This window comes from Arthrobacter sp. B10-11, assembly GCF_033142195.1.
Classification (GTDB): Bacteria; Actinomycetota; Actinomycetes; order Actinomycetales; family Micrococcaceae; genus Arthrobacter; species Arthrobacter oryzae_C.
The window spans coordinates 54,201-79,728 of sequence record NZ_JAWMTH010000004.1 but is presented as its reverse complement, the minus strand read 5'-3'; the positions used below and the strand labels follow the sequence as shown (position 1 = coordinate 79,728).

The following is a 25,528-nucleotide window of genomic DNA, read 5'->3' as shown; positions in this document are numbered from 1 at the left end:
CCCGGCCGTGGAGACACCGCATTCTGATTCGAGGATGCGGGAACCGCGAACGTTTCAAAAGCGTACAACGAGACCGGTCTGTCTGTCTGTAGCTGTGTCCGACTCGTGATGCTAAGCAGGCGGACTATTCCTCCACGAATTCCGCGGCCAGATGGATGTGGTTGTCCGACAGCCACACCGGGTTGAAGGCTTTGCTCAGGTAGTTGCTGCCGGCGTCGGGCGCGATTGCCACCACCACGGATCCGTGCGGAGCGGCGAGCGCCACCCTGAGGGCGGCGGCCACCGCAAGCCCGGAGGAAGGACCCAGCGAGAGTCCCTCCTCGTTCAGCAGCCGGTGCTCGGTGGTGTACACCTCGTCGTTGGGAATGCGCAGGAAACGGTCCACGATGCTGCGGTCGAAGATTTTGGGCCACTCGGCCTCCGGCCACGAGTTCCCCACCCCGTCCACCAGGATTTCGCCCGGGTGGCCGCCGCTGTACACGGAGCCGGCCGGATCGGCGGCGATCACCTCAACATGGCCGCCGGTCTTTTCCTTCAGGTAACGGCCGTTGCCGCTGATGGTCCCGCCGGTGCCGATCCCGGCCACGAAGTGCGTCACTTTCCCGGACGTCTGCTGCCAGATCTCCGGCGCGGTCCCCTCGTAATGGGCCAGCGGATTGGCCGGATTGTCGAACTGCTGCGGCCGCCAGGCGCCGGGATTTTCCGCCGTAATCCGTGCCGCGACGGCCCGCGCGTTCTCCGGCGACTCCGACGGCGCGGTCCAGTCCGTCACCACCACCCTGGCGCCATAACGGTACAGTGCGGCCAGCTTTTCGGAGGAGATGGTGTCCCCGGTGACCACCACCACGGGATGCCCGGTCAGCGCGCCGATCAGTGCCAGCCCGATCCCCGTGTTCCCCGACGTGCTCTCCACAATGGTGGCGCCGGGCCTGAGCTCGCCGCTGCGCTCAGCCGCGCGCACCATGCTCAGGGCGGTCCGGTCCTTGATGGACCCGCCCGGGTTGTCGGATTCGAGCTTGACGTAGACCCTGCTGCCCAGTCCCTTTCCCAGGACGTCCAGCGGCACCAGCGGAGTGTTTCCCACCTGCGCCAGGACAGCGGCGGCGTCCGCCGCAATATCGGCGTCGTGAACCGCGTGCCTGCCTGTCATGATGCTCATCGTTGCCTTTCCGCACGGCGGGCAGTGTGGTCGGCAGTGTGATCGGCAGGGCCGATCCGGACTCCGTCCCCTAAGCCGTGCAATTCGACGCGGGCCTGGTCCACCAGCGTTGCCGCCGGCAGGTGCCGGGTCAGCAGGCCCGAAAGACGGTCGACGACGGCGGCCGTTCCCTTGCCGAGCGGCCGCACCGCACGCGCTTCCGCCGCGCCCAGCAGGTAGGCGGCTGTCAGCGCCTCGATCGCGAACAGCTTCTCGGCGGCATCCACCGAGCGCTCCAACTGCTGGAGGGCGAGCGGTGCCAGCGTTGAGTGGTCTTCGACGTCGGCGGACAGCGTGGGCGCGCCGAGGGTCGCCGGCGCCGCGAGGACTTTGAGCTCGGCCAGCAGGCCGGCTGCGGAATACCACAGCAGTCCGGGCAGCTCTTCGGGCTGCAGCGGGGCTCCGTGCCTGGCCGCTTCGAGGTGCCGCTGGCGGATCTGCCGCTGCGGCGGGTACAGCTTGGCGATCCGCCGCTCGCTGCTGATCCCCAGGTGGGCCAGCCCCAGGCGCAGCGCCTCGAAGGCGAGCGCCAGCTGCATGGGCTGGAAGTTTCCGCCGGACACCATCCGCCCGGAATCGACGTCGGTGAGCGGGTTGTCGCCCCGGCCGTTGAGTTCCACCTCCAGGGCATCTTCCAACGCGGCGACCTGCCAGCGGATGGCGCCGTGCGTCTGGGGTGCCGCCCGGAAGGAGAGCGCGTCCTGGACGGACACTTCCCTCGCCGGGTCCTCCAGCCAGCCACCCTCAAGGAGCCGCAGCACATGGCCCGCCGTGACCGCCTGCCCGTTCACCGCCTTGGCCGCCTGCACAGCAGGCGAAAACGGGCTGAGGTTGCCGCCGCCGTCGTGCCGTGCCGTCGCCTCAAGCGACAGCGCAAGCGCGGTGTCCGCAAGGTCGGCGAGCCGGAGGATGCGGTGCAGCACCAGCGCGCCCACACCGATGGAGTATGAGTTGGAGCTGACCAGGGCAAGGGCTTCCCCGGGCGCCAGTTCCAGCGGTGCCAGCCCGGCGTCGGCCAGGGCCTGCCCGCCGGGCAGCAGCTGCCCGTCCGCCGCCACCGCCTGGCCCTCCCCGATGGCGACGGCGGCCACGGCGGCGAGGTGGGTCAGGTCGGCGGAGCCTACGGAGCCGTCGCGCGGAACGGCGGGGACCACGCCGCGGTTGAGCATCTCGGCGTAAAAGCGCGCCGTTTCGGGCCGGACTCCGGAGCCGCCCCGGCTGAAGCCCACCAGCCTGGCCAGGATCACGGCACGGACCTCATCAGCGCCCAGCAGCTCGCCCACCCCGCTGTTGTGGTATCGCACTACCTGCACCTGGTACGCGAGGATCGCCTGTTCATCCACGGCGGTGTCACGCCCGGACCCCAGCAAGGTGTTGAGGCCGTAGACGCGGTGGCCGGAGTCGATGGCCCGCTGCACCACCTCGCGCGAGCGCCCCATCAGCTCCAGGGCGTCCGCGCTGAGGACGAATTTCACGTCCGGGTCAGCCGCGGCCTCGGCGATGTCCCGGGCGCGCAGGTGGGCCGTGCCGATCAGGAAGTTCCCGCTGCCGTTGCCCATGGCACTAGAAGTCCAGCAGGTTCCGGCGGAAGCCGCCGTCGCCATAGCCAGTCCGGAGCAACCCGCGGCGCCGCAGCACCGGGGCCAGGCGGTCCAGCACACCATGGACGGTGGCCGGGTCAACGAAGCCGGAGAACAGGAACCCGTCCCCGCCCACCCGGGCGCCGGTTTCCTCGAGGTAGTCGGCAATGTCTTCGGCGGTGCCGATGATGCTGTCCCCTGCGCCTCCGCTGCGGGCCGCCAGGAGCTGGCGAAGCGTGGAGCCGGGCGGACCGGCCTTGGTGAAATGGTCCAAGGTGCCCTGGTTGCTGTTGGTGGTGAGTTCGGGGAGCGGGGCGTCGAGGTCGAACTGTTTGAAGTCGATGACGGAGAGGTAGGAGATGGAGTTCAGCTGGCTGTCGATGTCACGCTGCGTCAGCTGGCGGCGCTGCTCCCCGAGCTCGTCCGCCTCGGCGCGGGAGCCCACCACGGTGGGCTTGAGGACGTACAGCACCTTGACGTCGTCGGGGTTCCGCCCTGCAGCGGCCGCCTCGGCCCGGATCGAATCGCGGTAGGCCTTCATGCCGTCCGCACCCCTCGCCAGGGCAATGGCGACATCCGCGTTGCCGCCCGCGAACGCCTTCCCCCGCGGGGACGCGCCGGCCTGCACCAGCACCGGCTCCTCGGGCACCGGCGCGGTGTTGAGCGGACCGCGGACCTTGAAGAACCGGCCGTCGTGGTTGATCGGGTGGACCTTCGTATGGTCCGCGAAGATACCGGCGTCGGCATCCTCCACGATGGCGTCCGGCTCCCAGCTGCGCCAGAGCTTGCGCACCACGTCCACGAATTCCTCCGCTTTTTCGTAGCGGAGGTCATGCTCGATCTGCTGGTCCAGTCCGTAGTTCTGCGCGGCGAGGTCGCTTCCGGAGGTCACCACGTTCCAGCCCAACTGGCCGCCGGAGAAGTGCTGCAGGGTGGCCAGCAGGCGTGCCGCGGTGAACGGCGGGTAGAAGGACGCGCTCACCGTCGGGACAATGCCGAGGTGTTCCGTGGCGGAGAGCAGGTACGGGACCAGTGCCAGCGGATCGTGCTTCGGCGCGAACGACGCCTGTGCCAGCGATACCTCGGCGCTTCCGCCGTACGTGTCCGGCACCGTGAGGGAATCCTCGATGATGAACAGGTCCAGCCCGGCCCGTTCGAATTCACGCACGGCATGCTGGTACACGGCCGGTTTCTTCCAGTCGTACCCGATGCCGTAGCCGGGCGTGCCCCAGCCCTGGACGCCAAAGCCGTGGCCCACAAACCAACCGAAGTGCAGCATGGGACTGACTGTATTCCCGTTGGATTCATTCACGGCTGCCTGATTTCATCCGGCGTTACAGCGGTTCATTTCCCGTCATTATCCTCCCGGCAAGGGTTTTTGTAACTGCACCGCGGCGCCGGGCGCACGCGCAGGGACAGGGCACCGGCGGCGCGGCAATGCCGTGTCCCGTTACGGAAGATGACGACGACGGCGGTGCGGGCCGCCGTCGTAAGTGTTACGTTTTTCGGGAGTAATGAGAACCGGTGACAAGCCCTGACTGGCCGGTCGGCAACCCTCCTTCCGCGGCGGGGTGCCTCAGGTGAATACTCGGCATATCGAACCATTCGACCTGCAAGCGTGAGAGAAGGAGATCCGTCGTGTCTGACGCACCCGCATCACTGGCCCCGGCTACCGAACCGGCCCCCGCCGGCCAGGAACGTCCGGCCCAGGACCTGCCCCAGGAAAAGCTGGCGTACCGGCTCATCACCGGCCCCGATGACCGTTCGTTCTGCGAGCGCATCTCCGCGGCCCTGGCCGACGGCTATGTTTTGCACGGGAGCCCGGCGGCCACGTTCAACGGCAGCAGCGTGATCGTGGCACAGGCCGTGGTCCTGCCGGCAGCCATCGCCAGCTCAGATGCCGCAGTGGCAACCGCGGTGGACGAACTTGAGTTCGACGCCGAATTCCCGGCGGACGGGTTCGAGGACGAAGCTTTCGAGGGGCACGCGTGAGCTACGCCGGAGACCTGAGCCCGCAGGACGCCTGGGCCAAGCTGGAGCAGGGCGCAGTCCTGGTGGATGTCCGCACCGAAGGCGAGTGGGCGCACATCGGCATCCCGGACACGAAGGCTACGGACAACGATCCCCTCTTCATCCAGTGGACCTTCCCGGGCGGCATCCCCAACCCGGATTTTGTCGACCAGCTGAAGCAGCAGGCACCGGAGGACACCGGCGTCGAACTGGTGTTCCTCTGCCGTTCAGGCGTCCGCTCGGTCGCCGCGGCAATCGCTGCCACACAGGCCGGCTTCACCGCCTACAACGTCCTCGAAGGCTTTGAAGGCGAACCGGACCGTTACGGCGAGCGAACCGTCAATGGCTGGAAAAACCGCGGACTGCCCACCAACCTCGGAAAGAACTAAGTGACTTTCAATCCCGACGCCGCCGGCTGGAGCCCCGATACCCAGGCTGTCCGCGGCGGCCTTGACCGCACCAACTTCCAGGAGACGGCGGAGCCGATCTTCCTCAACTCCGGCTTTGTGTACGAATCCGCGGCAGCGGCCGAACGCGCCTTCACCGGCGAAGACGAACGGTTTGTGTACTCCCGCTACGGCAACCCGTCGGTGGCCACGTTCCAGGAGCGGCTGCGCCTGCTCGAGGGCACGGAGGCGTGCTTTGCGACGGCGTCCGGCATGTCCGCCGTGTTCACGGCCCTCGGTGCGCTGCTGGCTGCCGGCGACCGCGTGGTGGCCGCCCGCTCGCTGTTCGGCTCCTGCTTTGTGATCCTGAACGAGATCCTGCCCCGCTGGGGCGTCGAAACGGTGTTCGTGGACGGCCCTGACCTGGACCAGTGGCGGGCCGCTTTGGCGGAGCCGACGACCGCCGTCTTCTTCGAGTCGCCGTCCAACCCGATGCAGGAGATCGTGGACATCGCCGCCGTCAGCGAACTGGCCCACGCGGCCGGGGCGACGGTCGTCGTCGACAACGTCTTTGCCACTCCGCTGCTGCAGCGCTGCGGCGAGCTCGGCGCGGACGTGATTGTGTACTCCGGCACCAAGCACATTGACGGCCAGGGACGGGTCCTCGGCGGCGCCATTCTGGGCACCAAGGAGTTCATCGACGGCCCGGTCAAGCAGCTCATGCGCCACACCGGGCCTGCACTGTCGGCGTTCAACGCCTGGGTCCTGACCAAGGGCCTGGAAACCATGGCGCTGCGCGTCAACCATTCCTCCGCCTCGGCGCTCCGCCTGGCCGAATGGCTGGAGGGGCAGCCGGCTGTCAGCTGGGTCAAGTACCCGCTGCTGAAGTCGCACCCGCAGTACGAGCTGGCCGCCAAGCAGATGAAGGCCGGCGGCACCGTGCTCACGCTGGAGCTTTCGCCGTCGGCGGGCCGCACGGCGAAGGAGGCGGCCTTTGCGCTGCTGGACGCGCTGCGGATCATCGATATCTCCAACAACCTGGGCGATGCCAAGTCGCTGATCACGCACCCGGCCACCACGACGCACCGCGCCATGGGGCCGGAAGGGCGCGCTGCCATCGGGCTGAGCGACGGCGTGGTCCGGTTGTCAGTTGGGCTCGAGGATGTCGACGACCTCATCCGCGACCTGGAGCAGGCGCTCAAGCAGATCTGACCGGCGCCCCTGACCGGCGCGGGTAAGAACAGCGCGAACGGACAGATACGGCCCTGCATTTTGGGGCCGCATCTGTCCGTTGGCGCTACACTGCCAAGTCGTTAGCCCGCCGCCCGCTCCGTCAGCCGTGGGCGAATCAGCCGTGGGCCAGGATGGTGTCGATCAGCTGGGCGAGCTCCGCCACGGCGTTCGGGGTCACATCCGGTCCGGCCTTCACTGCCGTGGCGGCCAGGTTTCCCTTGATGCCGGTCATGGGCAGCGCCGTCTGTTTTTCCCCCGTGGACAGGCTCTGCTTGGCCAGCGCCGCGAAGGACTGGTCACCCTTGGTCCGGGCGTTTACCTCCTGGACCTCGGTGGTGATCTTCTGCCCTGCCAGCTCAACGGTGAAGTTGCGGCACGCGGCCGAGGCTTTCTTGGATGCGTCCAGATGGTCCCGCAGTTCCTTGGCATCCTTGAGGGCAATGACAGTGACCACGATGGCGGTCTTGTCCGCGGCCGACACACTGGTTCCGGCCGCATACGTGCTGTCCTCGGGGACCTGAGAGTTGCTGTCGGCGAAGACATTGCACTCCGGCGGCGTGAAGGTCGCACTCTTCAGCACCTCTTTGGCCTTGATGATGCCCTGGTCGATCTGCGCCGCGGGGACAACCGTGAGCGGCCGCCCCTCAGCATCCTTCAGGGTGGACAGCAGGCTGCTCAGGTCCGCATCGGTGTACGTTTTGGCCGGGCTGGGCGTGGGGCTGGCCGTGGCGCTGGACGGCGGCGGCGATGATGTTGCGGGTTCCGTGCCGGTGTTTGTTCCGCACCCGGTGAGGGCCAGGAACGCCGTGATGAGAAGGGCTGCTGGTGTGATGCGCCTTTGCATGGACTGATCCCCGTTCGATGAACCGGTCCGCCCCGGGGTTTCCGGGGCGCGTTCCGGAACCGGACCAGCAAGGCGAAGGCGCCAGGCTGATGCGGCGTGCTGCTGCGCGCGCAAGTGGTGGATGGGATCGTGTCTGGCGGACGGCCTGATCCGGCTGGTCCTCCGGTGCGTTCGATCCCCCTCGAGCACCGCTGACTGACGCGATATCGCCAAGCTACGGTACTGCGGCCGGACCAAACAGAGTGTTCACTACCTGTTTTCGTTCCGCACCCAGGTGTCGAGTTCCCAGTGCAGGCGGATGGTGGTTCCCTGTGCGCTGCCGTTCCGAGCACGCGCCCCGGCCCCGGAACCTGCGCAGGTCCGAACCGCGCCCGTCGGACCAGCGCGAACGGACAGATACGGCCCTGCGTAAAGGGGCCTTAACTGCCCGTTCGCGCTGGAGGGGGCCTTTGTGGGTCACACTTCGTGCGTTTCGCAGTAGGTCCGGCTAGCCCCAGAATGCGTCGCCTTTCGCGGTGTCCTGGAAGAACTCCCGTGCCTCGGTTGTCGATGAGTTAGGTGTCGAGCTCCCAGTGCAGGCGGATCGCTTCGACAATGGGACCGGCCGCCACGTCCACTGTGAAGGCCACCGGCGCGGTTCCGGTCTCTTCAATGATGGTGTCGTGATAGACGCGGCCGCAGGCTGGACACAGCGTGTAGAGGTCCTCGTCCCCGGGCCACGCCGCCAGCCCGGCAGGAACGGGAGTGTCGTCACCCAGGTGGACGGGCATGCCTTCGGCGTTGGCCTGGATCAGTCCTTCGTCGCTGACGGTGTTCCCGCAGACGCAGGTAATGGTGGTGACATCGTGGCCGGTGACTTGTGCGAATTCGGTTTCCATGGCGCACTCCGGGGATAGTAGGAACCTGGTCAGGACTGGCGGACGCGCAACAGCACCGGCGCCGCCTCGCGCGTGGCGGCGGCTTCGGCCTGGCGCATGGTGACATCCACTGCATGGGCCACCACGGCGGACAGCCCGGAGGCAGCGTCCGACGTCGCGGCAAGGTTCTCCTGCATGGCGCGGCGCTGCTCTTCCGAACCGGTCCCCCGGTCCAGGATTCTCCGCACCCCTTCCCGGGCCAGTTCCAGCTCGCCCTGTTCGGCCAGGACCGGCGCCACGTAGTCCACCAGGGCCTCCGCCACTTCCGCGGCGGGAGCCGGACGGAAGGTGCCGAAATCGAGCAGGTCGCTGCGAAGCCCGCAATTGCTGGCCTGCCACGCGGCCATCCGAAGGAGCACGGTGGGTACGGGGGCCGGGTCCACTCCGGACCGCCACTCCCGGCTGGCCGATTCCACCAGTCCGCGCACCAGGACGGCAATCAGGGCTGCGTCCTCGGCCTGCAGGCAGACGTCGGCCACGCGGACCTCCACTGTGGGGTGGTTCCTGGAGAGCCTCGCATCGAAATAGATCATGCCCTCGTCCAGAAGCACGCCGCTGTCCAGCAGCCGGGTGACCACGCGCCGGTACATGGAGTGGGTGCCGAAGATCTGGGACGGACCCGACGTCGGCCAGCGGTTCCAGGCCTGTGTGCGGTAACTTTCGAACCCGGTCTCCACGCCGTTCCAGTATGGCGAGTTGGCGCTCAGTGCAGTGAGGACCGCCAGCTTGTCCCGGATCCGGTCGATGACGGCAACCCCTTCTTCGGGGGACTCGACGAACGTGTGGACGTGGAACCCGCAGGTCAACTGTTCATAGACGGTCAGGCCAAAGCGCTCCTGCATGGTGGCGTAGCGGGGGTTCGGCGTGGTGTGCGTCGTGGAGGCAATCGGCGAAGTAGCCAGCGCGGCCACCCGCGCATTGTGCTTCTTCGCGGCGGTGTCCGCCAGGGCACGGCCCTGGCGGATCTGCAGGAGCAGCTCCGCATAGTCCAGGCACGGGCGGGTCTGGGTCTCGATCTGCTCGAGCTTAAGCTCGGCCGTCAGCCCGGTGTCGCCGTCGGGCCGGGCAGGATCGTGGGGGTCCGGAATCCGCGGCTTGTCCGGCGCGTCGTCGGCAGCGAGCTTCCGCCCTGTCAGGAGGGCGTCCGCCAGCGCCAGCGGCTCCCCGGTCACGGGGTCCACAATCAGCAGCTCTTCCTCAACCCCGAAAGTTCGCATGCATACATTGTGCCCCCGTGACGCGCTGTTAGACAGGAGCCGCGACTGGACAGGGCCGGGTACTGGAGCGGCGCCGCAACGGAGCCGTCATCCAGCCACCGTACGGTCAGTCCTGGAAGTACTCGATTTTCGCACCGATGGTGTTAAGCCGCTCCGCCAGATCCTCGTACCCGCGCTCAATCACGTAGATGTTGCGCAGCTCTGAAACCCCGCGGGCCGCCAGCATGGCCAGCAGGATGCAGGCGGCCGGCCGGAGGGCCGGCGGGCAGCCCACCTCGGCGGCGCGCCACCGCGTGGGCCCATTTACGTAGATCCGGTGCGGATCCAGCAGCTGGACGCGGGCTCCCAGCTTGTTCAGCTCGGTCAGGTAGATGGCACGGTTCTCGTAGACCCAGTCGTGGATCATGGTCTGGCCTTCGGCGTTGCCGGCAATGACGGCGAAGAAGGGCAGGTTGTCGATATTCAGCCCGGGGAACGGCATGGGGTGGATCTTGTCCGCGGGAGCATGCAACGCTGAGGGCTTGGTGGTAACGTCCACCAGCCTGGTGCGCCCGTTGCGGGCAAAGTACTCGCCGGAGATTTCCAGTTCCTGGCCCATCTGTTCCAGGGTGGCGAGTTCGATCTCCATGAATTCGATGGGGACCCGGCGGATGGTGACCTCCGAGTTGGTGACGATGCCGGCGGTGATGAGGCTCATCGCCTCAATGGGGTCCTCGGACGGGAAGTATTCGATGTCGACGTCGATGGACGGCAGCCCGGTGATCTTCAACGTGGTGGTGCCGACGCCGTCGATCTGCACGCCCAGGCCCTGCAGGTAGAAGCAGAGATCCTGGACCATGTAGTTGGGGCTGGCATTGCGGATCACGGTGGTGCCGCGGCGGTGCGCAGCCGCCATGATGGCATTTTCGGTGACCGTGTCACCGCGTTCGCTCAGCACAAAGGTGCGGTTGTCGCCGTCGGCCGGCGGTGCCTGCACGGAGTAGAAGCCGGACGTGGCCTCCACTGACAGGCCGAACTGGCGCAGGGCCTGCATGTGCGGCTCCACGGTGCGGGTGCCCAGGTCGCAGCCGCCCGCGTACGGGAGCCGGTACTCGGCGGACTCGTCCAGGAGCGGCCCCAGCAGCATGATCACGCTGCGGGTGCGGCGCGCGGCCTCCACGTCCATGGAATCCAGGTCCAGGACGGCGGGCCGGCGGATCTGCAGGTCATTGGCGTTGAGCCAGGTGCATTCGACGCCGATGCTGGTGAGGACTTCGACGATCCGGTTCACTTCCTCGATCCGGGCCAGCCGGCGCAGCGTGGTAGTGCCGCGGTTGATAAGGCTGGCGCAGAGCAGCGCCACTCCGGCGTTCTTGCTGCTGTTGACGTCCACCGAACCGGACAGCGTGCGGCCGCCTTCCACCCGGAGGTGCGTCATCTGCCGCTTGCCCACTTTGACGATGCTCCGGCCCACGATGGCTTCGAGCCGCTGGATCATTTTGAGGCTGAGGTTCTGCTTGCCCTGTTCCATCCGGGCGATGGCGCTTTGGCTGGTGCCCAGCTCGGCGGCCAGCTGTCCCTGGGTCCAGCCCTTCTCGCCGCGGGCATCGCGGAGCAGCAGGCCTACGTGTTCAGCAGTCTCTTGAGTCATATGAAAAAAATATCACGCATGAGCTATTTCAGCCTGCAAATCACCCAGGACTGCCGCCAAGGTCACAGATTATTCTCCTGATGCGATATGGCGGCGCGGGCCAAGGAGTTTACTGCTCAAGGAACACCATGTTCCAGGTGCCCGCCCCTACTGCCGCGGACACAGCCAAAGCCGCAATCAGGAGCCCGCCGAGCACCACCCAGATGTCCAGCGTGCTGAACGTTGATTCACGCGCCCAGGTCCGTTGCGCACCGCCGAACCCCCGCGCCTCCATGGTGACGGCGAGGCGGGACGCCCGCCGGACGGCCTGGACCAGGAGTCCGAAGCTCTGCCCCAGCGTGGCCCGGAGCCGTTGCGCCGGACTCCCGTGCGAGCCCACACCGCGGGCACGCCGGGCCATGCCGATGGTCTGCCATTCCTCAGCCATCAAGCCCACAAGCCGCATGGCCGCCAGCGTGCCCAGCACAAAGCGGTGCGGCAGCTTCGCTTTCTGGGCGAGGGCGTCCGCCAGGTCCGTGGGATCAGTGCAGCTCATCAGCAGCACCGCGGGCAGGGCGATCGCCACGCCCCGCAGCAGGAATCCCAGCCCCAGCTCCAGCGAACCTTCGCTGATGGACCAGATCCCGACGTCGACCAGGATCCTTCCCGTGTCCGGGGCCAGGATCGAGGTGCTCCAGCCGCCCAGCGCCGCCGCCAGGATCAACGGCCAGCCCCGCTGCCAGAGCAGCACGACGGTCAGCCCGGCCAGCGGAAAAAGGAGCAGCTCAAAGGCAAGCGCAACAGAAGCGGACACCCAGTCGATGGACAGCGCCAGCACCACGGTCATCAGCATCACGATGGCGAACTTGGCCAGCGGATTGGCCCGTGTGAGCAGGGCATGGTTGGTGCCCAGGGTCAACGCTTCCCTCACGGCGCGGTCACCTCCGGATTGTGCAGGCCGGGTTCCCGCGCCGCAAGTTTGAGTTCAGGCGCACCAAGTGTCAGCTCGGTGCCGCCCAGGACGTCGCTGAACTCCTGGTCGTGCGTCACGGACACCACAGCGGTGCCGGCGTCGAGGAGCTCGGACAGGAAGGATGCCAGTTCCGCCCAGGTGTTGGCGTCCTGGCCGAAGGTGGGTTCGTCGAGGATCAGCACTCGGGGATGGGCGGCCAGCACGGTGGCGACGGACAGCCTGCGCTTCTCCCCGCCCGAGAGCGTGTACGGGTTCGCGTCCACCAGCTTGCCCAGCCGGAGGCGTTCCAGGAGTTCATCCACGCGTTCCTCGCCGTGCCCCAGGTGCCGCGGGCCGAACATCAGCTCGTCCAGCACCCGGCCGGTGACGAACTGGTGCTCCGGCTCCTGGAACACGGTGCCGATCCGCGAAATCAGCTGCTCCGCCTTCCACTTGTACGGGTCAATGCCCGCGCCCTCGCTGAGGTCCACCGTCGCGGAGACCCTGCCCTCCACGGGCTGGAGCAGCCCGGCCAGGGTCAGCGCAAACGTGGACTTGCCGGAACCGTTGGGGCCGGTGATGGTCAGCGCCTGCCCGGCCCGGACCTGCGCCGTGATGCCGGACTGCACCGGGACCGGCGGGACGGCCTTAAAGCCCCGCCGGCGGGGACGTTCGCGGGAGACGGCCAGGTGCTCCGCTGCCAGCAGGAGGTCGCCTGATTCCGCAACGTTGCTCCGCGTCCGGGTCGCCGGGACGTACCCGGGCACCCAGACGCCGGCGGCGATGAGCAGGTCCCGCGCCTGTGCCAGGACCTGGTCCGGGGCGCCGTCCAGGAGCACTGCCGAATCCGTGGCGGATCCCGGCTGCAGCACCACGATCCGGTCCACAAGGTCTTTCCACACGCCGACGCGGTGTTCCACCACCACCATCGTGGCCCCGGTCTTGTCCAGGCACCGGCCCACGGCGTCGCGGACTTCCAGCACTCCGGCCGGGTCAAGGTTGGCGGTGGGCTCGTCCAGGAGCAGCAGTCCCGGGCGCATGGCGAGGATGCCTGCGAGCGCCAGGCGCTGTTTCTGCCCGCCGGACAGGGCCGACGTCGGGTGGTCCAACGGCAGGTGCGCCAGCCCGACGTCGTCGAGCGCCTCACCTACGCGCGTCCATATGTCCGCGCGGGGCACGGCAAGGTTCTCGGCGCCGAAGGCGACGTCGTCCCCCACACGGGAGAGGACAACCTGCGTCTCCGGGTCCTGCTGCATCAGGCCTGCGGACCCTCGCCGGGCACGCGGCGGGGCGCCGTCGATCAGCAGGGTCCCGGTCTCGTCGGAGTCCTCGGCGTCCGGTGTGCCCCCGTGGTGGGCTCCGGCGTCGCTGTCTCCGAGCACGCCGGCGAGGGCGTGCAGCAGGGTGGATTTGCCGGCACCGGACGGACCGAGCAGCAGCACGCGTTCGCCCGGCCGGATGTCCAGGTCCAGGCCGCGGACGGCTGGCAGGGACCGGCCGGCGTGCCGCCAGCCCCAGCCGCGCGCCGTGACCGCTGCCGGGCGGACGTTGTCCGAAGATGTCATGAGCGGGGTGCGTTCGTCAGGAGAAGACCGGCTCCGATGCTGCCTTGCGGGAGGCAAAGGAGCTCAGCACACCGGTTCTGGCCAGGCCTCGCGTGGCGATCCAGGACAGTGCACCGGCGATGACGGCTCCGGAGATGGCGGTGAAAATGATGTACGCCAGCTTGTCGCCGGCGGCGTAGGCGATGTTCCAGCCCCACGGAGCGAACGAGTCGTTCAGGCCGCAGAAGAGGCCTGCAGCGGCACCGGCCAGCAGCGAAACGGGCAGGTTGAACTTCTTGTACACGAACACAGCGAAGATGATCTCCGCGCCGAGCCCCTGCACGAAGCCGGAGAACAGCACCGACGCACCGTACTGCGAGCCCATGATCAGTTCGCCGGTGGCGGCTACCGTTTCGCAGAACAGGGCGGCGCCCGGCTTGCGGATGATCAGCATGCCCAGGACGGCGGGAATCATCCAGCCGCCGGCAATGAGGCCGGTCAGCGGCGGGTACACGGCGTTCATGGCCGGTGAAACCGCGGCCGCACCCTGGGACCAGGCCCAGAAGATGACGCCGCCGGCCACTGCGATCAACGCGGCAACCACAATGTCCACCACACGCCAGCTGCGCTTGCTGTGTGGCAGTGTCTGCTTTGCAGAAATATCAGTCATGATGTCTTCCTCCTGAGGTACAGGAGGGGAGAGTGGTTGCCGGCGGGGCCGCGGCTTCCGCCGCCTGCTGCCGGTCACTCTGAGAACTCGACTCCCTTGCGCCGGTACTAACCGGATCAGGTTCGAGGGTCTGCGGCTGTCCGCACTCTCAGCGCCCGCCTCCGGTTCCCTGGACTGTTCCAGTGATGCCCGACGGCGACGCTCCCCTGTCGTATCAATTCGCCCTTGTGGGCGTGGATAAGTTTACACCCGCGGGCCCGCCGAATCCCGGGGTCGGTGTCACATTCGGCGGTGATCCGGCGGGGCTGATGCGGTTAGGCTAGGGGAAGTCCTGTTTCCGCCGTCTCCCACCTGTAAGGGGTACTGGATATGAGTTTCTTCATCAAGCTGTTTGGGACCGGAGTAAGCCTGCTGGCCGGGTTCGCCGGCACCAAGGCAGTCGACGTGGTCTGGGAAAAGGTCACCGGCCGGAAGCCCCCGAAGGGCGACAAGGACGACGTCCCCACCACCCTGCGCACCGCCCTGACCTTCGCGCTGATCTCGGCGGCTGTCAGCGCGATCATCCAGGTTCTGGCCAACCGAGGCACCCAGCGTGCGATCACCCGCTTCGCCAAGAGCCAGGACATCGTCTAGGTCCCAACCCAACCCGAGTTTTTGTCCAGATAACGCGAGCTAACCGGCCTCCACGTCGCGTTATCTGGACAAAAACTCCTTGAAAAGTGATCCCTAGGCTGATCCGTGCTGGTGGTCGTCCCCGGGCCGCTCGCCTGGGTCCTGCGGCTCGGCAGCTTTCTTGTCGGCGGCCTTCAGCACCACGGCCTCCAGCTCATCCACCGACAGGAGCTCCCTGTGCAGGTGCTTGGTGCGGTAGCCGGCTCTTCCGACCATGTGCGCAGACACCGGAACGGTGAGCACCTGGAAGATCCATGCCACGAACAGCACCGGCCACACCCACCAGGTCCGCAGCTGCAGGCCCACCGAGGCCAGCAGCAGGAAGAGCCCCAGCACCTGGGGCTTGGTGGCGGCGTGCATCCTGCTCATCAGGTCGGGGAAGCGCAGCAGGCCGATCGCCGCGCCGAGGGACATCACGGCGCCCACCACCATAAAGACAGCCGACACCGTGTCAATGATGGTGTCCACGGCGGATGGTTCAGGATTCATTGGGCTGCTCCCGCCGGTCGGCCACGAAGCGCGCCACGGTCACTGATCCGATGAACCCGATGATGGACAGCGCCACCAGCAGCATCAGGTTGTTCAGATGCCTGTTCACGGCCATGTCGATGCAGAGCGTGGCGCCGATGATGGCCAGCAGCACGTCCGAGGCCAGCACGCGGTCCAGCAGGGACGGGCCGATGGCGATCCGGACGATGGCCCCGGCTGCCGCCAAGGACAGGATCACGGCCGTTACGGTCAGCACGATGTCCATCATGCGTCCACCTCCTGTTTCAGTGCGGCCAGTTCCTCTCTGGTGCCCATGATCCGGATCAATGCCGCCTCGGCATCCCGGACCTCCTTGCGCAGGTTCACAATGTCCTCTCCACTCCGGACGTTCAGTCCGTGAATGTAGAGCGTGGAGGTGGAGCGGTCCACTTCCACCACGAGTGAGCCTGGAATCAGCGAGATGACGTGTCCGGTGGCGGTGACCATCAGATCCGAATGGCTGCGGAGCTGGACCGCGACGACGGCGTTGGTCACCTTGGGTCCGCGGGCCACGGCAAGGTACAGCACCTGGAAGCTGGCGGCCACCACTTTGCCCAGGAAGACGATCGCGAACGGGACGGCCCGCAGAACACTAAACCGGCCCCCCAGTTCCACCGGGGGCAAGTAGAACAGCCGCGCCACCACCACGGCGATGAGGGCTCCGAACAGGAGGTTTCCGGGGCTGAAGTCCTGCCAGAGCGCACCCCATACAAAGACCAGCCAGACGAGCAGGGGCAGTTCCTGCCGGATGGAGATCCGCCGGCGGCTCATTTCTGCCCCCCCGGCTGCGAGTCCTCCGGCTGCGAGTCCACCGGTTGCGCAGGTTCAGGCTGGGGAGGTTCAGGCTGCGCGAGCGGGGGCACGGGAGCGTTCTCGCCCAGTACCGCCTGGATGTAGGAGGACCTGTCCAGCATGTCCACGGCGGACTGGTCCGCCACCCGGAACAGCGGCCCGGCGAAAACGGTAAGCGCGACGCCGAAGGCGACGAGCCCCATCGTTGATCCCACCATGGTCCGCGGCAGCAGCGTGACATTGCGTTTGCCCGCACGGTCGCCCGTGTCGGCGTCCTCGGGGTCCGCCAGCAGCACGGGGTCGGGGTTCTCGGCGTCCTCGGGCTTGCGCCAAAACGCTCGGTTCCACACGCGGGCAACGGCCAGCAGCGTCAGCAGGCTGGTCAGGACACCGCCGATCACCAGGGCGTAGGCAAGCGGTGTGCCGAGCTCGACACCGGCCTGCATCAGCCCGAGTTTGCCGAGGAAGCCCGAGAACGGCGGGATGCCGGCAAGGTTCATGGCCGGGATGAAGAACAGCAGGGCAAGCACAGGGGACAGCTTGGCAAGTCCGGCTACGCGGTCGATCGACGAGCTTCCGCCGCGCCGTTCGATCAGGCCGGTGACCAGGAAGAGGCTGGTCTGGATGGTGATGTGGTGGGCCACGTAGAACACGGCGGCGCCCAGGCCGGCCACCGAGGACATGGCCAGCCCGAACACCATGTAGCCGATGTGGCTCACCAGGGTGAACGAGAGCAGACGCTTGATGTCGCTCTGGGCCAGGGCACCCAGGATTCCCACCACCATGGTTAGCAGTGCCGCCACCATCAGCGGGGTGTTCAGCGAGTCCCCCGGGAACAGGAGCGTCTCGGTGCGCACCATTGCATAGACGCCCACCTTGGTCAGCAAGCCGGCGAACACCGCCGTGACAGGGGCCGGTGCGGTGGGGTACGAGTCAGGGAGCCAGAAGGACAGCGGGAAGACAGCCGCCTTGATGCCGAAGGCCACCAGCAGCATCACGTGCAGCAACATCCGCGTCCCGGAATCCAGGTCCGCGAGCTTGATGGCGAGGTCCGCCATGTTGATGGTTCCGGTGGCACCGTAAATCATGGCGATGGCGATCAGGAACAGCACGGACGACACCACGGAGACCACCACGTACGTGACGCCTGCGCGGATGCGGGGGCCGGTGCCTCCGAGGGTCATCAGCACGTAGCTTGCCGTCAGCAGGATCTCGAACCCCACGTAGAGGTTGAAGAGGTCTCCCGAGAGGAACGCGTTGGACACCCCGGCCACCAGGATCAGGTAGGTGGGGTGGAAGATCGACAGCGGCGCGTCCTGGTCGCCGTCGGCCATTCCCTGGCCGGTGGCGTACACCAGGACGGCGAGGCTGACCGTGGAGGAGACCACCAGCATCAGGGAGGAGAACTGGTCCACCACCATCACGATGCCCCACGGCGGCAGCCAGCCGCCGATATTGACGGCTGCGGTCCCGCCGTCCCAGACCGAGGCCAGCAGCACGCACTCCAGCAGGAGGGTCAGCGACAGGAGCGTGATGCTGACGGCCCGCTGGGCCCGCGAGTGCCGGATCAGCACGAACGTCAGTGCGGCACCGAGGATGGGAAGTACGACGGCGAGCGGGGCAAAGCTTGCGATGTTCACTTCACGCCTCCTTCCGGGCCGGGGGTCACGTTCTGGGAGCCGGGCTGCTCTTCGGCGGCCGCGTCCTTGGCTTTGATCTTGTGGTCGCCCGCCTTCACGGTGCCGGTCTCGGAGTCTCCGGAGCCGGACATGCCCGAATTGGATATTCCCCGGCCGTCGGAGCCCACCATGGTCAGCGGAAATTCGGACGTTTCGACGGGGATCTCGGAATCGTCCTCGGCATCGAAGCTGGGGGTTTCGGCAACGCGGATATCCTCGACGTCGTCCTGGATCTCATCGCGGCGGGCCAGCACCCAGGTCCGGTAGATGATGCCCAGCATGAACGCGGTCACGGCGAAGGAGATCACGATCGATGTCAGGATCAGGGCCTGCGGGAGGGGGTCGTTGTAGTCCCGCGGGTCAGTGTCCTTGCTGAACATCGGGGCCAGGCCTGCGTAGCCGCCGGTGGCCAGGATCAGCATGTTGGTGGCGTTGGCCAGCAGCATCAGGCCCAGCAGCACCCTGGTGAGGCTGCGTTCCATGATCAGGTAGATACCGCACGCATAGAGCGCACCCATGACGGTCAGCAATGTCAGGTTGACGCTCATGCCTTCCCCCTCCCGGTGGTTTCGGCGGGAACTTCATCCGCTTCCTGCGCCGGGGTCTCGGCTTCAGGGTTTTCTTCAAAGTGCTCGTCGATCTCCGCGCCCAGGCTCCGCAGCACGTCCAATACCAGTCCCACCACCACGATGTAGACGCCGATGTCGAAAATGGTGGAGGTGACGAACTTGATGTCGCCGAACACGGGCAGCCACAGCTCGATAATGGCGCTCTGGAACACCTGGCCGCCCAGCAGCAGCGGGACCACCCCCGACGCCGCAGCCGTGGCCAGGCCGATGCCCAGGAGCGTCCCGGCACCCACCGGAGTGGCCTCCCGCAGTTCGAAGCGGCCGCCCGCGAGGTAGCGGATGGTGAGGGCAAGGCCGGCGGTCAGGCCGCCGGCGAACCCGCCGCCCGGCAGGTTGTGGCCCGCCAGCAGGAGGTAAATGGAGAAGACGATCATCGAGTGGAACACCAGCCGGGTGACCACTTCGAAGATGATGGAGCGGCGCTCGGGAGCCAGGGTGCGTCCCGCCACGAGCCAGGCGTCCCTTGTGGAGGCGGCAAACTTGCGGCTCAGGGCCAGCGCGGCACTGTCCCGCGAGCTCTGGCCGGCGCCGGACCGCCGGCCCACCGTCCCCTCGGCCACGGAGGACGAGGCCCGGATGCCGTCGCCGCGCCCCTTCACGAAAATGAGGCTGGCCACGCCGGTGGCGGCCAGGGCGAGCACGGAGATCTCGCCGAAGGTGTCCCACGCCCGGATGTCCACGAGGGTGACGTTGACGATGTTCAGTCCCCCGCCGCCTTCATACGCGAGCCGCGGAAACTCCAGGGACACGGGCGTCGCGACCCGCGCGCCCATGGCGTAAATGGCCACGAAGATCATGGTGAGGCCGAAGGCCGCCCCGATGATCACGCGGATCACCCGGTATTTGCCGCCGGTGCGGTCCCGGAGCTCGGCCGGCAGGCTGCGCATGGCCAGGACGAATGCCACCAGGATGATGGTTTCCACCAGCATCTGCGTCAGGGCCAGGTCCGGTGCGCCCTGCAGGGCGAACATCAGGGCAATCCCGTAGCCGGTCACGGAAACCATCAGCACCGCGAGGAACCGCTTGTTGGCCTTCACTGCGGCCAGCGCACCGATGACTATGCCGGCGCCCGCCACCAGCTGCAGCGGGGAGTTCGGATCGATGAAATAGAGGTTGTCCGGCAGGGGCTTGCCGGCAATGAGCAGGGCGGTGAGCGGCAGCGCGAACGCCACGGTGAGGATCACCGCCAGGTAGAAGAACAGCGAACCACGCTGCGTGCGCCCCGTGACCCATACAGCGATGTCATCCAGGGCGCCGATCGTCATCTGGTAGGCGCGGTCCCCGTCCACCCACGCCGGGACCCTGCCCTGGGCACGGGCCACGAGGTTGCGTCCGTAGTACATGGCCAGGCCGAGCGCGAAGGTGATGGCCGTCAGGCCCAGCGCGGGAGTGATCCCGTGCCACAGCGCAAGGTGGCCCGCGGCAGCGGCCGGGTCGCCGCCGTCGTGCACGAATTCCGCAGCGTACGGCTGGATCCACGCGTCCACCGGTGCCGGCCACAGCCCGTAGACGATGGTGAGCAGGCTCAGCACGGCCGGGGCGGCAAGGAAGGACGGTTTGATGGCCTTGAACGGCGTGGGGTCGACGCCCGGCTTCGACGCGAAGGCGCCCCACATAAAACGCGCGCTGTAGGCGAACGTGAGGATGGACCCCAGGACCAGCCCCACGAGCACCACGAGGCCCCAGGGACCCGGCTGCCCGCTGGAATCAGGGGACGTGCCGTAGTGCACGAAGGCCTCGAACACCGATTCCTTGGCTACAAAGCCTGCCAGCGGCGGGATGCCTGCCATCGAGGCGGCACCGATCGCAGCAACAACAGCAAGCGCACGGGAGGACTTGTAGACGCCGGACAGCTTGCGGAGGTCACGGGTCCCGGACTGGTGGTCGATAATGCCGACCACCAGGAACAGGGTGGCCTTGAAGAGTCCGTGCGCCAGCAGCAGGGCCAGCCCGGCCAGCGCTGCGTCCGGTTTGCCGAGGCCAACCACCATGGTGAGGAAGCCCAGCTGGCTGACCGTGCCGTACGCGAGGATGAGCTTGATGTCGGTCTGCCGGAGCGCCCGGTACCCGCCCACCAGCATCGTGGCCAGGCCCAGCCCCAGCACCATGGGCAGCCAGTACGCCGTCTCGGCGAACCCCGGCGCCAGCCGCGCCACGAGGTAGACGCCGGCCTTGACCATCGCCGCGGCGTGGAGGTAGGCACTCACGGGGGTGGGGGCCGCCATGGCTCCGGGGAGCCAAAAGTGGAACGGGATGAGCGCCGACTTCGTCACGGCACCGATGAGGATCAGTACGACGGCGGCAGCCACGGCATCCGCTGCCGGCCCGGCGGCCAGCACGGGAGCCTGTTCCAGGATGGCCGAGATCCGGTACGTTCCGGCGCTGGAGCCCAGGACAATAAGGCCCACCAGCATGGCCAGGCCGCCCGCCGTGGTGACCATCAGCGCCTGGAGCGCCGAGCGCCGCGCGGAGAGCCTGGTGCGGGCGTAGCCGATCAGCAAGTAGGACAGGATGGTGGTGAGTTCCCAGAAGATGAACATCAGGAGCAGGTCATCGGCCGTGACCAGGCCGAACATCGCCCCGGCGAAGGCCAGGAGCTGGGCGCCGAAGCCGCCCAGGTTGCTGTCCTTGTTCTTGAAGTAGCGAGCACAGTAGACCAGCACCAAGGCGCCCACTCCGAGCACCAGCAGGGACATGATCCACGCCAGCGGGTCCATCCGTAAGGCGAGCTCGATCTTCAGCTCGGGGATCCAGGGAATGATCTCCGTGACCGCGCTTCCCGTGGACGAGTGTGCCCCGGAGGATTGGCCGGCCGCGCCGGAATAGACGGCCTCACGCTGCAGGAGAAGCCAGACGAACGAACCTGCGGGGACCGAGGCCAGCGCGTAGAACGCGTTCCTGCGGAATTTCTTGAAGAAGAACGGCGCCACGGCAGCCACCGCGAAATGCACGGCAAGGACTGTGATCACTGGTATCTCCGCAACGTCAGGGATTCGATTGTCAAAAGTTGGAGCAGGCGGTCATTCGTCAGGTTCAGTGCCCACAGTTTATCAAGCGGTTGCAAACACTTTTGACATGGCTCCCCGGCCTGCAGCACGGAATCCCTGTGACGCCGGGAAGGTTCCACCGTTCGTTCATTCGCAAATCGCCCGCCGTATCGCCAGGGGCGGATACCATTCAGCCTATGAACCGTGTCGCCGCCTCCCCGGCTACCCATCCCCCGTCCGAACTGGAGTCCGGCACGAAGGCCGCCAGCAAGGGAAAGGTCCTTGCCTGGGCCGCCTGGGACTGGGGTTCAGCGGCTTTCAACGCGGTGATGACCACGTTCGTGTTCACCGTGTACCTGACCTCCAACGCCTTCGGCGGCGAGGACCAGGCCTCAGCGGTGCTCGGCGGAGCCCTGGCGATAGCCGGCGCCGCCATCGCCCTCCTGGCCCCCGTGACGGGCCAGCGGTCAGACACCGGCGGCCGCAGGAAGCTGTGGCTGGGTGTGAACACGGCCGCCGTCGCGGTCCTGACCGGATTGTGCTTTTTTGTGTTTCCGCGCCCCGAGTTCCTGCTCCTGGGCGTCACGCTCATCGCCCTAGGCAATGTCTTCTTCGAATTCGCCGGCGTGAACTACAACGCCATGCTGGCGCAGATCTCCACCCCGAAGAACATCGGCAAGGTCAGCGGCTTCGGCTGGGGCATGGGCTACCTCGGCGGGATCGTCGCCCTGCTGATCGTGCTGCAGCTGTTCGTCCAGCCCAGCTTCGCGTGGTTCGGCGCCTCCACCGAGGACAGCCTCAACATCCGCCTCGTGGCGGTGTTCTCCGCCCTTTGGTTCTTCATCTTTGCCTTGCCTGTCCTGTTCGCCGTACCGGAACTGCCCAGGCCGCAGCAAGGCGCCAAACTGGGATTCGGGGCCTCCTACGGCCTGCTGGTGCGCCGCATCAAGGCGATCTACCGGACCAGCCCGCACACCATCTTCTTCCTGCTCGCGAGCGCCATCTTCCGGGACGGCCTGGCCGCTGTCTTTACATTTGGCGGAATCATCGCGGCGGGAACCTTCGGCTTTGAACTGAAGGAAGTCATTTTCTTCGCGATCTTCGGCAACATCGTCGCAGCTGTGGGAGCCATGATCGGCGGCTTCCTGGACGATCGGATCGGGCCCAAGGCCGTCATCATCGGCTCGCTCGTGGGACTGCTGGTTGCGGGTACTGTCATCCTGGTCCTGGGCAACGGCAGCTACGTCTTCTTCGGCCAGGCCTGGGCCGGCACCACCACGTTCTGGGTATTCGGTTTGTTCCTGTGCCTCTTCGTAGGTCCGGCCCAGTCGTCATCCCGCGCGTACCTTGCCCGGCTGGCGCCGCACGGGGAGTCCGGGGAGCTCTTCGGCCTGTACGCCACCACCGGCCGCGCCGTCAGCTTCCTGGCGCCGACCCTCTTCACACTCTGCATCGCGGTGGCCTCGCCGCTCGTGGCGCCAGGGGAAGCCCAGCGCTGGGGAATCCTCGGCATCATGGTGGTGCTGCTGGCCGGGCTGCTGGTGCTGCTGCCGGTCAAGCCGCCCGGGAAGGTTGAAATCGCCGTGGTTCCGGCCGCCTGAGCGGGCGGCGGGGAAATAGCTGTTTCAACGCTACAACTGCCTCGGCGCGGACTAGGCTGGTGCCATGAACGTGGATGAGACAGACCTCCCTGGCCTCGGCAGGCGCAAGGATTTCATGACCGCTTCCGGGCGCCGGATCGGCGTGGTGGAGTACCGCGAGGGGCAGACCGAACTGATCGTTTCCACCTGGGACGATCCGGACACGTGCCAGGCGTCCATTCCCCTGACTGCCGAAGAAGCCGCGGCCCTGGGGAACCTGCTGGGCGGGCAGCGGCTGGCCATGCAGCTCTCCGAAGAGCACCGCGAAATTCCCGGAATCGTCACCCGCCAGTTCTCCATCGGCGGGGAATCACCGTTCCATAACCAGCCCATGGGCAAGGCGTGCATCCGCACCCGCAGCGGCGTCTCAATTGTCGCCATCATGCGGGAAGGCGAAGTCCTCCCTTCCCCCGGGCCTGACGTCGTCCTTCACCCGGGCGACCTGCTCGTGGCGGTGGGAACGCAAGAAGGCCTCGATACGGCGGCCGATATCCTGCGCAACGGCTGAGCGGCATGGACCCGCTCGCGCTAACCCTCATCGAACTGGGGGCCGTCGTGTTCTGCCTGGGCCTGCTGGCGAGGCTGGCCGGGCGGATCGGGATGTCCCCCATTCCCTTGTATCTGGTGGGCGGGCTGTTCTTCGGCGCCGGCGGCCTGGTCAAGCTCGAGGGCATGCACGAGTTCGCGCATATCTCCAGCGAAATCGGCGTCATCCTTCTGCTGCTTATGCTCGGATTGGAATATACGGCCGCCGAACTGGTCACGGGGCTGCGCCGGTCCTGGAAAGCCGGCGTCCTTGACCTCCTGCTGAACTTTCTTCCCGGCGCCGGGCTGGCCGTCCTGCTGGGCTGGGGCCTGGTGGGGGCCATGGTGATGGGCGGGGTGACCTACATATCCTCATCCGGCATTGCCGCCAAGGTGATCACGGACCTCGGGCGGATCGGTAACCGCGAAACCCCGGTGGTGCTCTCCATCCTGGTTTTCGAGGACCTTGCGATGGCCATCTACCTGCCCATCCTTACAGCCACCCTGGCCGGGGTCAGCTTCGTAATGGGACTGCAGACCGTGGGGATTTCGCTGGCCGTGGTGGCGGTGGTGCTGGTGGTGGCCCTCCGGCACGGGCACCACGTGTCCAAGGCGGTACACAGCGAAAACTCAGAGGTGTTCCTGCTGAATCTCCTCGGGGCTGCGCTCCTCGTTGCCGGCCTCGCCGCCGCCATGCAGGTCTCGGCCGCAGTGGGGGCGTTCATGCTGGGAATCGCCATTTCCGGAGCCACTGCGCACAGTGCAACCCGGGTCCTCGAGCCGCTGCGGGATTTGTTCGCAGCGCTTTTCTTTGTGGTCTTCGGCCTCAACACGGACCCCGCATCCATCCCGCCGGTGCTCGGCTGGGCGCTGCTCCTGGCGGTCCTGACGGCCGCCACCAAAATGATCACCGGAGTCTGGGCGGCCAAGCGCGCAGGGATTGCGCTGCCCGGCCGGTTCCGCGCGGGGGCAGCGCTGATTGCCCGCGGCGAGTTCTCCATCGTGATCGCCGGGCTGGCAGTGGCCTCCGGCGTGGTGCCGCAAGACCTCGCAGCGCTGGCCACCGCCTACGTGCTCATCATGGCGATCATGGGGCCGCTGGCGGCCCGCTACGTGGAGCCGATCGTCAAGATGCTGCGTCCGGCCCGGGCCCGACCCGTCGCCCGCCCCATCTGACGCCCTCTCAGATCCTGCCGCCTTCCCGGCGACGCTCCCTCAGATCCTGCCGCCTTCCCGGCGACGCCCTCTCAGATCCTGCCGCCTTCCCGGCGACGCTCCCTCAGATCCTGCCGCCTTCCCGGCGACGCTCCCTCAGATTTCGGTGCGGTGGAAGTTCAGGTGGCTCCGGCTGGCCGTGGGACCGCGCTGGCCCTGGTAGCGGTTGCCGTACTCGCCGGATCCGTAGGGGAATTCAGCCGCCGAACTCAGCTTGAAGAAGCACAACTGGCCGATCTTCATGCCCGGCCACAGCTTGATGGGCAGCGTGGCCATGTTGGACAGCTCCAGGGTGACATGGCCGGAGAATCCGGGATCGATGAACCCTGCGGTGGAGTGCGTCAGCAAACCCAGCCGGCCAAGTGAGGACTTGCCTTCGAGGCGTGCCGCAATGTCGTCCGGCAAGGTGACGGTTTCGTACGTGGACCCCAGCACGAATTCGCCCGGGTGGAGGATGAACGGCTCGCCGGCGTCCACTTCCACGAGCCGCGTCAGCTCGGGCTGGTCCTCGGCGGGGTCGATGTGGGCGTACTTGTGGTTGTCGAACAACCGGAAGAACCGGTCAATCCGGACGTCCACGGAAGACGGCTGGACCATCACCGGATCGTACGGGTCCAGGACAATCCGTTGGGAATCAATTTCGGCACGAATATCGCGGTCGGAGATCAGCACACTCAAAAATACCGCACCATTGCCGAGCC

24 protein-coding genes and 2 riboswitches are annotated in these 25,528 nt (G+C 67.0%); of the genes, 7 read left to right on the top strand and 17 right to left on the bottom strand.

Going from position 1 to position 25,528, the window contains the following annotated elements; genetic code table 11:
* Positions 1-124: 124 nt before the first annotated feature.
* From RW112_RS13455 to RW112_RS13445, 3 genes are read right to left on the bottom strand one after another with little or no spacing between them, the layout of a single operon-like run.
* Positions 125-1,159: a cysteine synthase family protein gene (locus RW112_RS13455; protein WP_317782263.1), complete on the bottom strand. Its 1,035-nt coding sequence runs from the start codon at positions 1,157-1,159 to the stop codon at positions 125-127.
* Entirely contained in the window at positions 1,156-2,757 is a 1,602-nt protein-coding gene (locus tag RW112_RS13450; protein ID WP_317782262.1) for an aromatic amino acid ammonia-lyase, read from the bottom strand. Before RW112_RS13450 ends, RW112_RS13455 begins: the two co-directional genes overlap by 4 nt.
* Positions 2,758-2,761: 4 nt before the next feature.
* Positions 2,762-4,057, bottom strand: coding sequence for an NtaA/DmoA family FMN-dependent monooxygenase (locus tag RW112_RS13445; protein WP_317782261.1), 1,296 nt, complete (start codon positions 4,055-4,057; stop codon positions 2,762-2,764).
* A gap of 231 nt (positions 4,058-4,288) precedes the next feature.
* Positions 4,289-4,403: riboswitch (SAM riboswitch) on the top strand.
* A gap of 34 nt (positions 4,404-4,437) precedes the next feature.
* Between RW112_RS13445 and RW112_RS13440 the strand changes: the two genes are divergently transcribed.
* From RW112_RS13440 to RW112_RS13430, 3 genes are read left to right on the top strand one after another with little or no spacing between them, the layout of a single operon-like run.
* Positions 4,438-4,770, top strand: coding sequence for a DUF1737 domain-containing protein (locus tag RW112_RS13440; protein ID WP_411709918.1), 333 nt, complete (start codon positions 4,438-4,440; stop codon positions 4,768-4,770).
* Positions 4,767-5,177 (top strand): rhodanese-like domain-containing protein, encoded by a 411-nt coding sequence (locus tag RW112_RS13435; RefSeq protein WP_317782260.1) that lies wholly within the window; start codon positions 4,767-4,769, stop codon positions 5,175-5,177. Before RW112_RS13440 ends, RW112_RS13435 begins: the two co-directional genes overlap by 4 nt.
* A complete protein-coding gene (locus tag RW112_RS13430) occupies positions 5,178-6,386 on the top strand; it encodes an O-succinylhomoserine sulfhydrylase (RefSeq protein ID WP_317782259.1) in 1,209 nt (402 codons plus the stop codon).
* A 136-nt stretch (positions 6,387-6,522) separates the two neighbouring features.
* Here the strand turns inward: RW112_RS13430 and RW112_RS13425 are convergent, their stop codons facing one another.
* The 7 genes from RW112_RS13425 to RW112_RS13395 form a co-directional block, all read right to left on the bottom strand.
* On the bottom strand, positions 6,523-7,251 hold the full coding sequence (locus RW112_RS13425) for a hypothetical protein (protein WP_317782258.1): 729 nt from the start codon (positions 7,249-7,251) through the stop codon (positions 6,523-6,525).
* A 554-nt stretch (positions 7,252-7,805) separates the two neighbouring features.
* Complete coding sequence (locus RW112_RS13420) at positions 7,806-8,129, bottom strand: hypothetical protein (protein WP_317782257.1); 324 nt, start codon at positions 8,127-8,129, stop codon at positions 7,806-7,808.
* 29 nt (positions 8,130-8,158) lie between these two features.
* Positions 8,159-9,385, bottom strand: coding sequence for a glutamate--cysteine ligase (locus RW112_RS13415; RefSeq protein WP_317782256.1), 1,227 nt, complete (start codon positions 9,383-9,385; stop codon positions 8,159-8,161).
* A gap of 106 nt (positions 9,386-9,491) precedes the next feature.
* Complete coding sequence (locus RW112_RS13410; protein WP_317782255.1) at positions 9,492-11,015, bottom strand: UDP-N-acetylglucosamine 1-carboxyvinyltransferase; 1,524 nt, start codon at positions 11,013-11,015, stop codon at positions 9,492-9,494.
* 109 nt (positions 11,016-11,124) lie between these two features.
* Positions 11,125-11,925, bottom strand: a complete 801-nt coding sequence (locus RW112_RS13405) for an energy-coupling factor transporter transmembrane component T (protein ID WP_317782254.1) — start codon at positions 11,923-11,925, stop codon at positions 11,125-11,127.
* Positions 11,922-13,511: an ABC transporter ATP-binding protein gene (locus tag RW112_RS13400; protein WP_317782253.1), complete on the bottom strand. Its 1,590-nt coding sequence runs from the start codon at positions 13,509-13,511 to the stop codon at positions 11,922-11,924. The genes RW112_RS13405 and RW112_RS13400 overlap by 4 nt, the downstream gene beginning before the upstream one ends.
* Before the next feature lie 16 nt (positions 13,512-13,527).
* Positions 13,528-14,160, bottom strand: a complete 633-nt coding sequence (locus RW112_RS13395; RefSeq protein ID WP_317782252.1) for an ECF transporter S component — start codon at positions 14,158-14,160, stop codon at positions 13,528-13,530.
* A gap of 75 nt (positions 14,161-14,235) precedes the next feature.
* A riboswitch (TPP riboswitch) is annotated at positions 14,236-14,378 on the bottom strand.
* A 151-nt stretch (positions 14,379-14,529) separates the two neighbouring features.
* Here RW112_RS13395 and RW112_RS13390 point away from each other — a divergent pair.
* Positions 14,530-14,793, top strand: coding sequence for a DUF4235 domain-containing protein (locus tag RW112_RS13390; protein ID WP_305942649.1), 264 nt, complete (start codon positions 14,530-14,532; stop codon positions 14,791-14,793).
* A 93-nt stretch (positions 14,794-14,886) separates the two neighbouring features.
* On the opposite strand, the gene mnhG is transcribed toward RW112_RS13390, so the two are convergent.
* From mnhG to RW112_RS13360, 6 genes are read right to left on the bottom strand one after another with little or no spacing between them, the layout of a single operon-like run.
* Complete coding sequence (mnhG, locus tag RW112_RS13385; protein WP_317782251.1) at positions 14,887-15,321, bottom strand: monovalent cation/H(+) antiporter subunit G; 435 nt, start codon at positions 15,319-15,321, stop codon at positions 14,887-14,889.
* Complete coding sequence (locus RW112_RS13380) at positions 15,311-15,589, bottom strand: monovalent cation/H+ antiporter complex subunit F (RefSeq protein WP_305942651.1); 279 nt, start codon at positions 15,587-15,589, stop codon at positions 15,311-15,313. The genes mnhG and RW112_RS13380 overlap by 11 nt, the downstream gene beginning before the upstream one ends.
* The gene (locus RW112_RS13375; RefSeq protein ID WP_317782250.1) at positions 15,586-16,131 is read right to left on the bottom strand and encodes a Na+/H+ antiporter subunit E; all 546 of its coding nucleotides are present in this window, start codon (positions 16,129-16,131) and stop codon (positions 15,586-15,588) included. The genes RW112_RS13380 and RW112_RS13375 overlap by 4 nt, the downstream gene beginning before the upstream one ends.
* Entirely contained in the window at positions 16,128-17,792 is a 1,665-nt protein-coding gene (locus RW112_RS13370; RefSeq protein ID WP_317782249.1) for a Na+/H+ antiporter subunit D, read from the bottom strand. The genes RW112_RS13375 and RW112_RS13370 overlap by 4 nt, the downstream gene beginning before the upstream one ends.
* A complete protein-coding gene (locus RW112_RS13365; RefSeq protein WP_305942654.1) occupies positions 17,789-18,379 on the bottom strand; it encodes a Na(+)/H(+) antiporter subunit C in 591 nt (196 codons plus the stop codon). Before RW112_RS13365 ends, RW112_RS13370 begins: the two co-directional genes overlap by 4 nt.
* Positions 18,376-21,429, bottom strand: a complete 3,054-nt coding sequence (locus RW112_RS13360) for a Na+/H+ antiporter subunit A (RefSeq protein ID WP_317782248.1) — start codon at positions 21,427-21,429, stop codon at positions 18,376-18,378. The genes RW112_RS13365 and RW112_RS13360 overlap by 4 nt, the downstream gene beginning before the upstream one ends.
* A 215-nt stretch (positions 21,430-21,644) precedes the next feature.
* Here RW112_RS13360 and RW112_RS13355 point away from each other — a divergent pair, with 215 nt between their 5' ends.
* The 3 genes from RW112_RS13355 to RW112_RS13345 all read left to right on the top strand — a co-directional run bounded on the left by RW112_RS13355 (position 21,645) and on the right by RW112_RS13345 (position 24,788).
* Positions 21,645-23,048, top strand: coding sequence for an MFS transporter (locus tag RW112_RS13355; protein WP_317782247.1), 1,404 nt, complete (start codon positions 21,645-21,647; stop codon positions 23,046-23,048).
* A gap of 64 nt (positions 23,049-23,112) precedes the next feature.
* Positions 23,113-23,595, top strand: coding sequence for a cation:proton antiporter regulatory subunit (locus RW112_RS13350; protein WP_305942657.1), 483 nt, complete (start codon positions 23,113-23,115; stop codon positions 23,593-23,595).
* Between the two features lie 5 nt (positions 23,596-23,600).
* Positions 23,601-24,788: a cation:proton antiporter gene (locus RW112_RS13345; protein ID WP_317782246.1), complete on the top strand. Its 1,188-nt coding sequence runs from the start codon at positions 23,601-23,603 to the stop codon at positions 24,786-24,788.
* 135 nt (positions 24,789-24,923) lie between these two features.
* Here RW112_RS13345 and dcd read toward each other — a convergent pair whose 3' ends face one another.
* Entirely contained in the window at positions 24,924-25,499 is a 576-nt protein-coding gene (gene dcd, locus RW112_RS13340) for a dCTP deaminase (RefSeq protein WP_305942659.1), read from the bottom strand.
* Positions 25,500-25,528 lie beyond the last annotated feature (29 nt).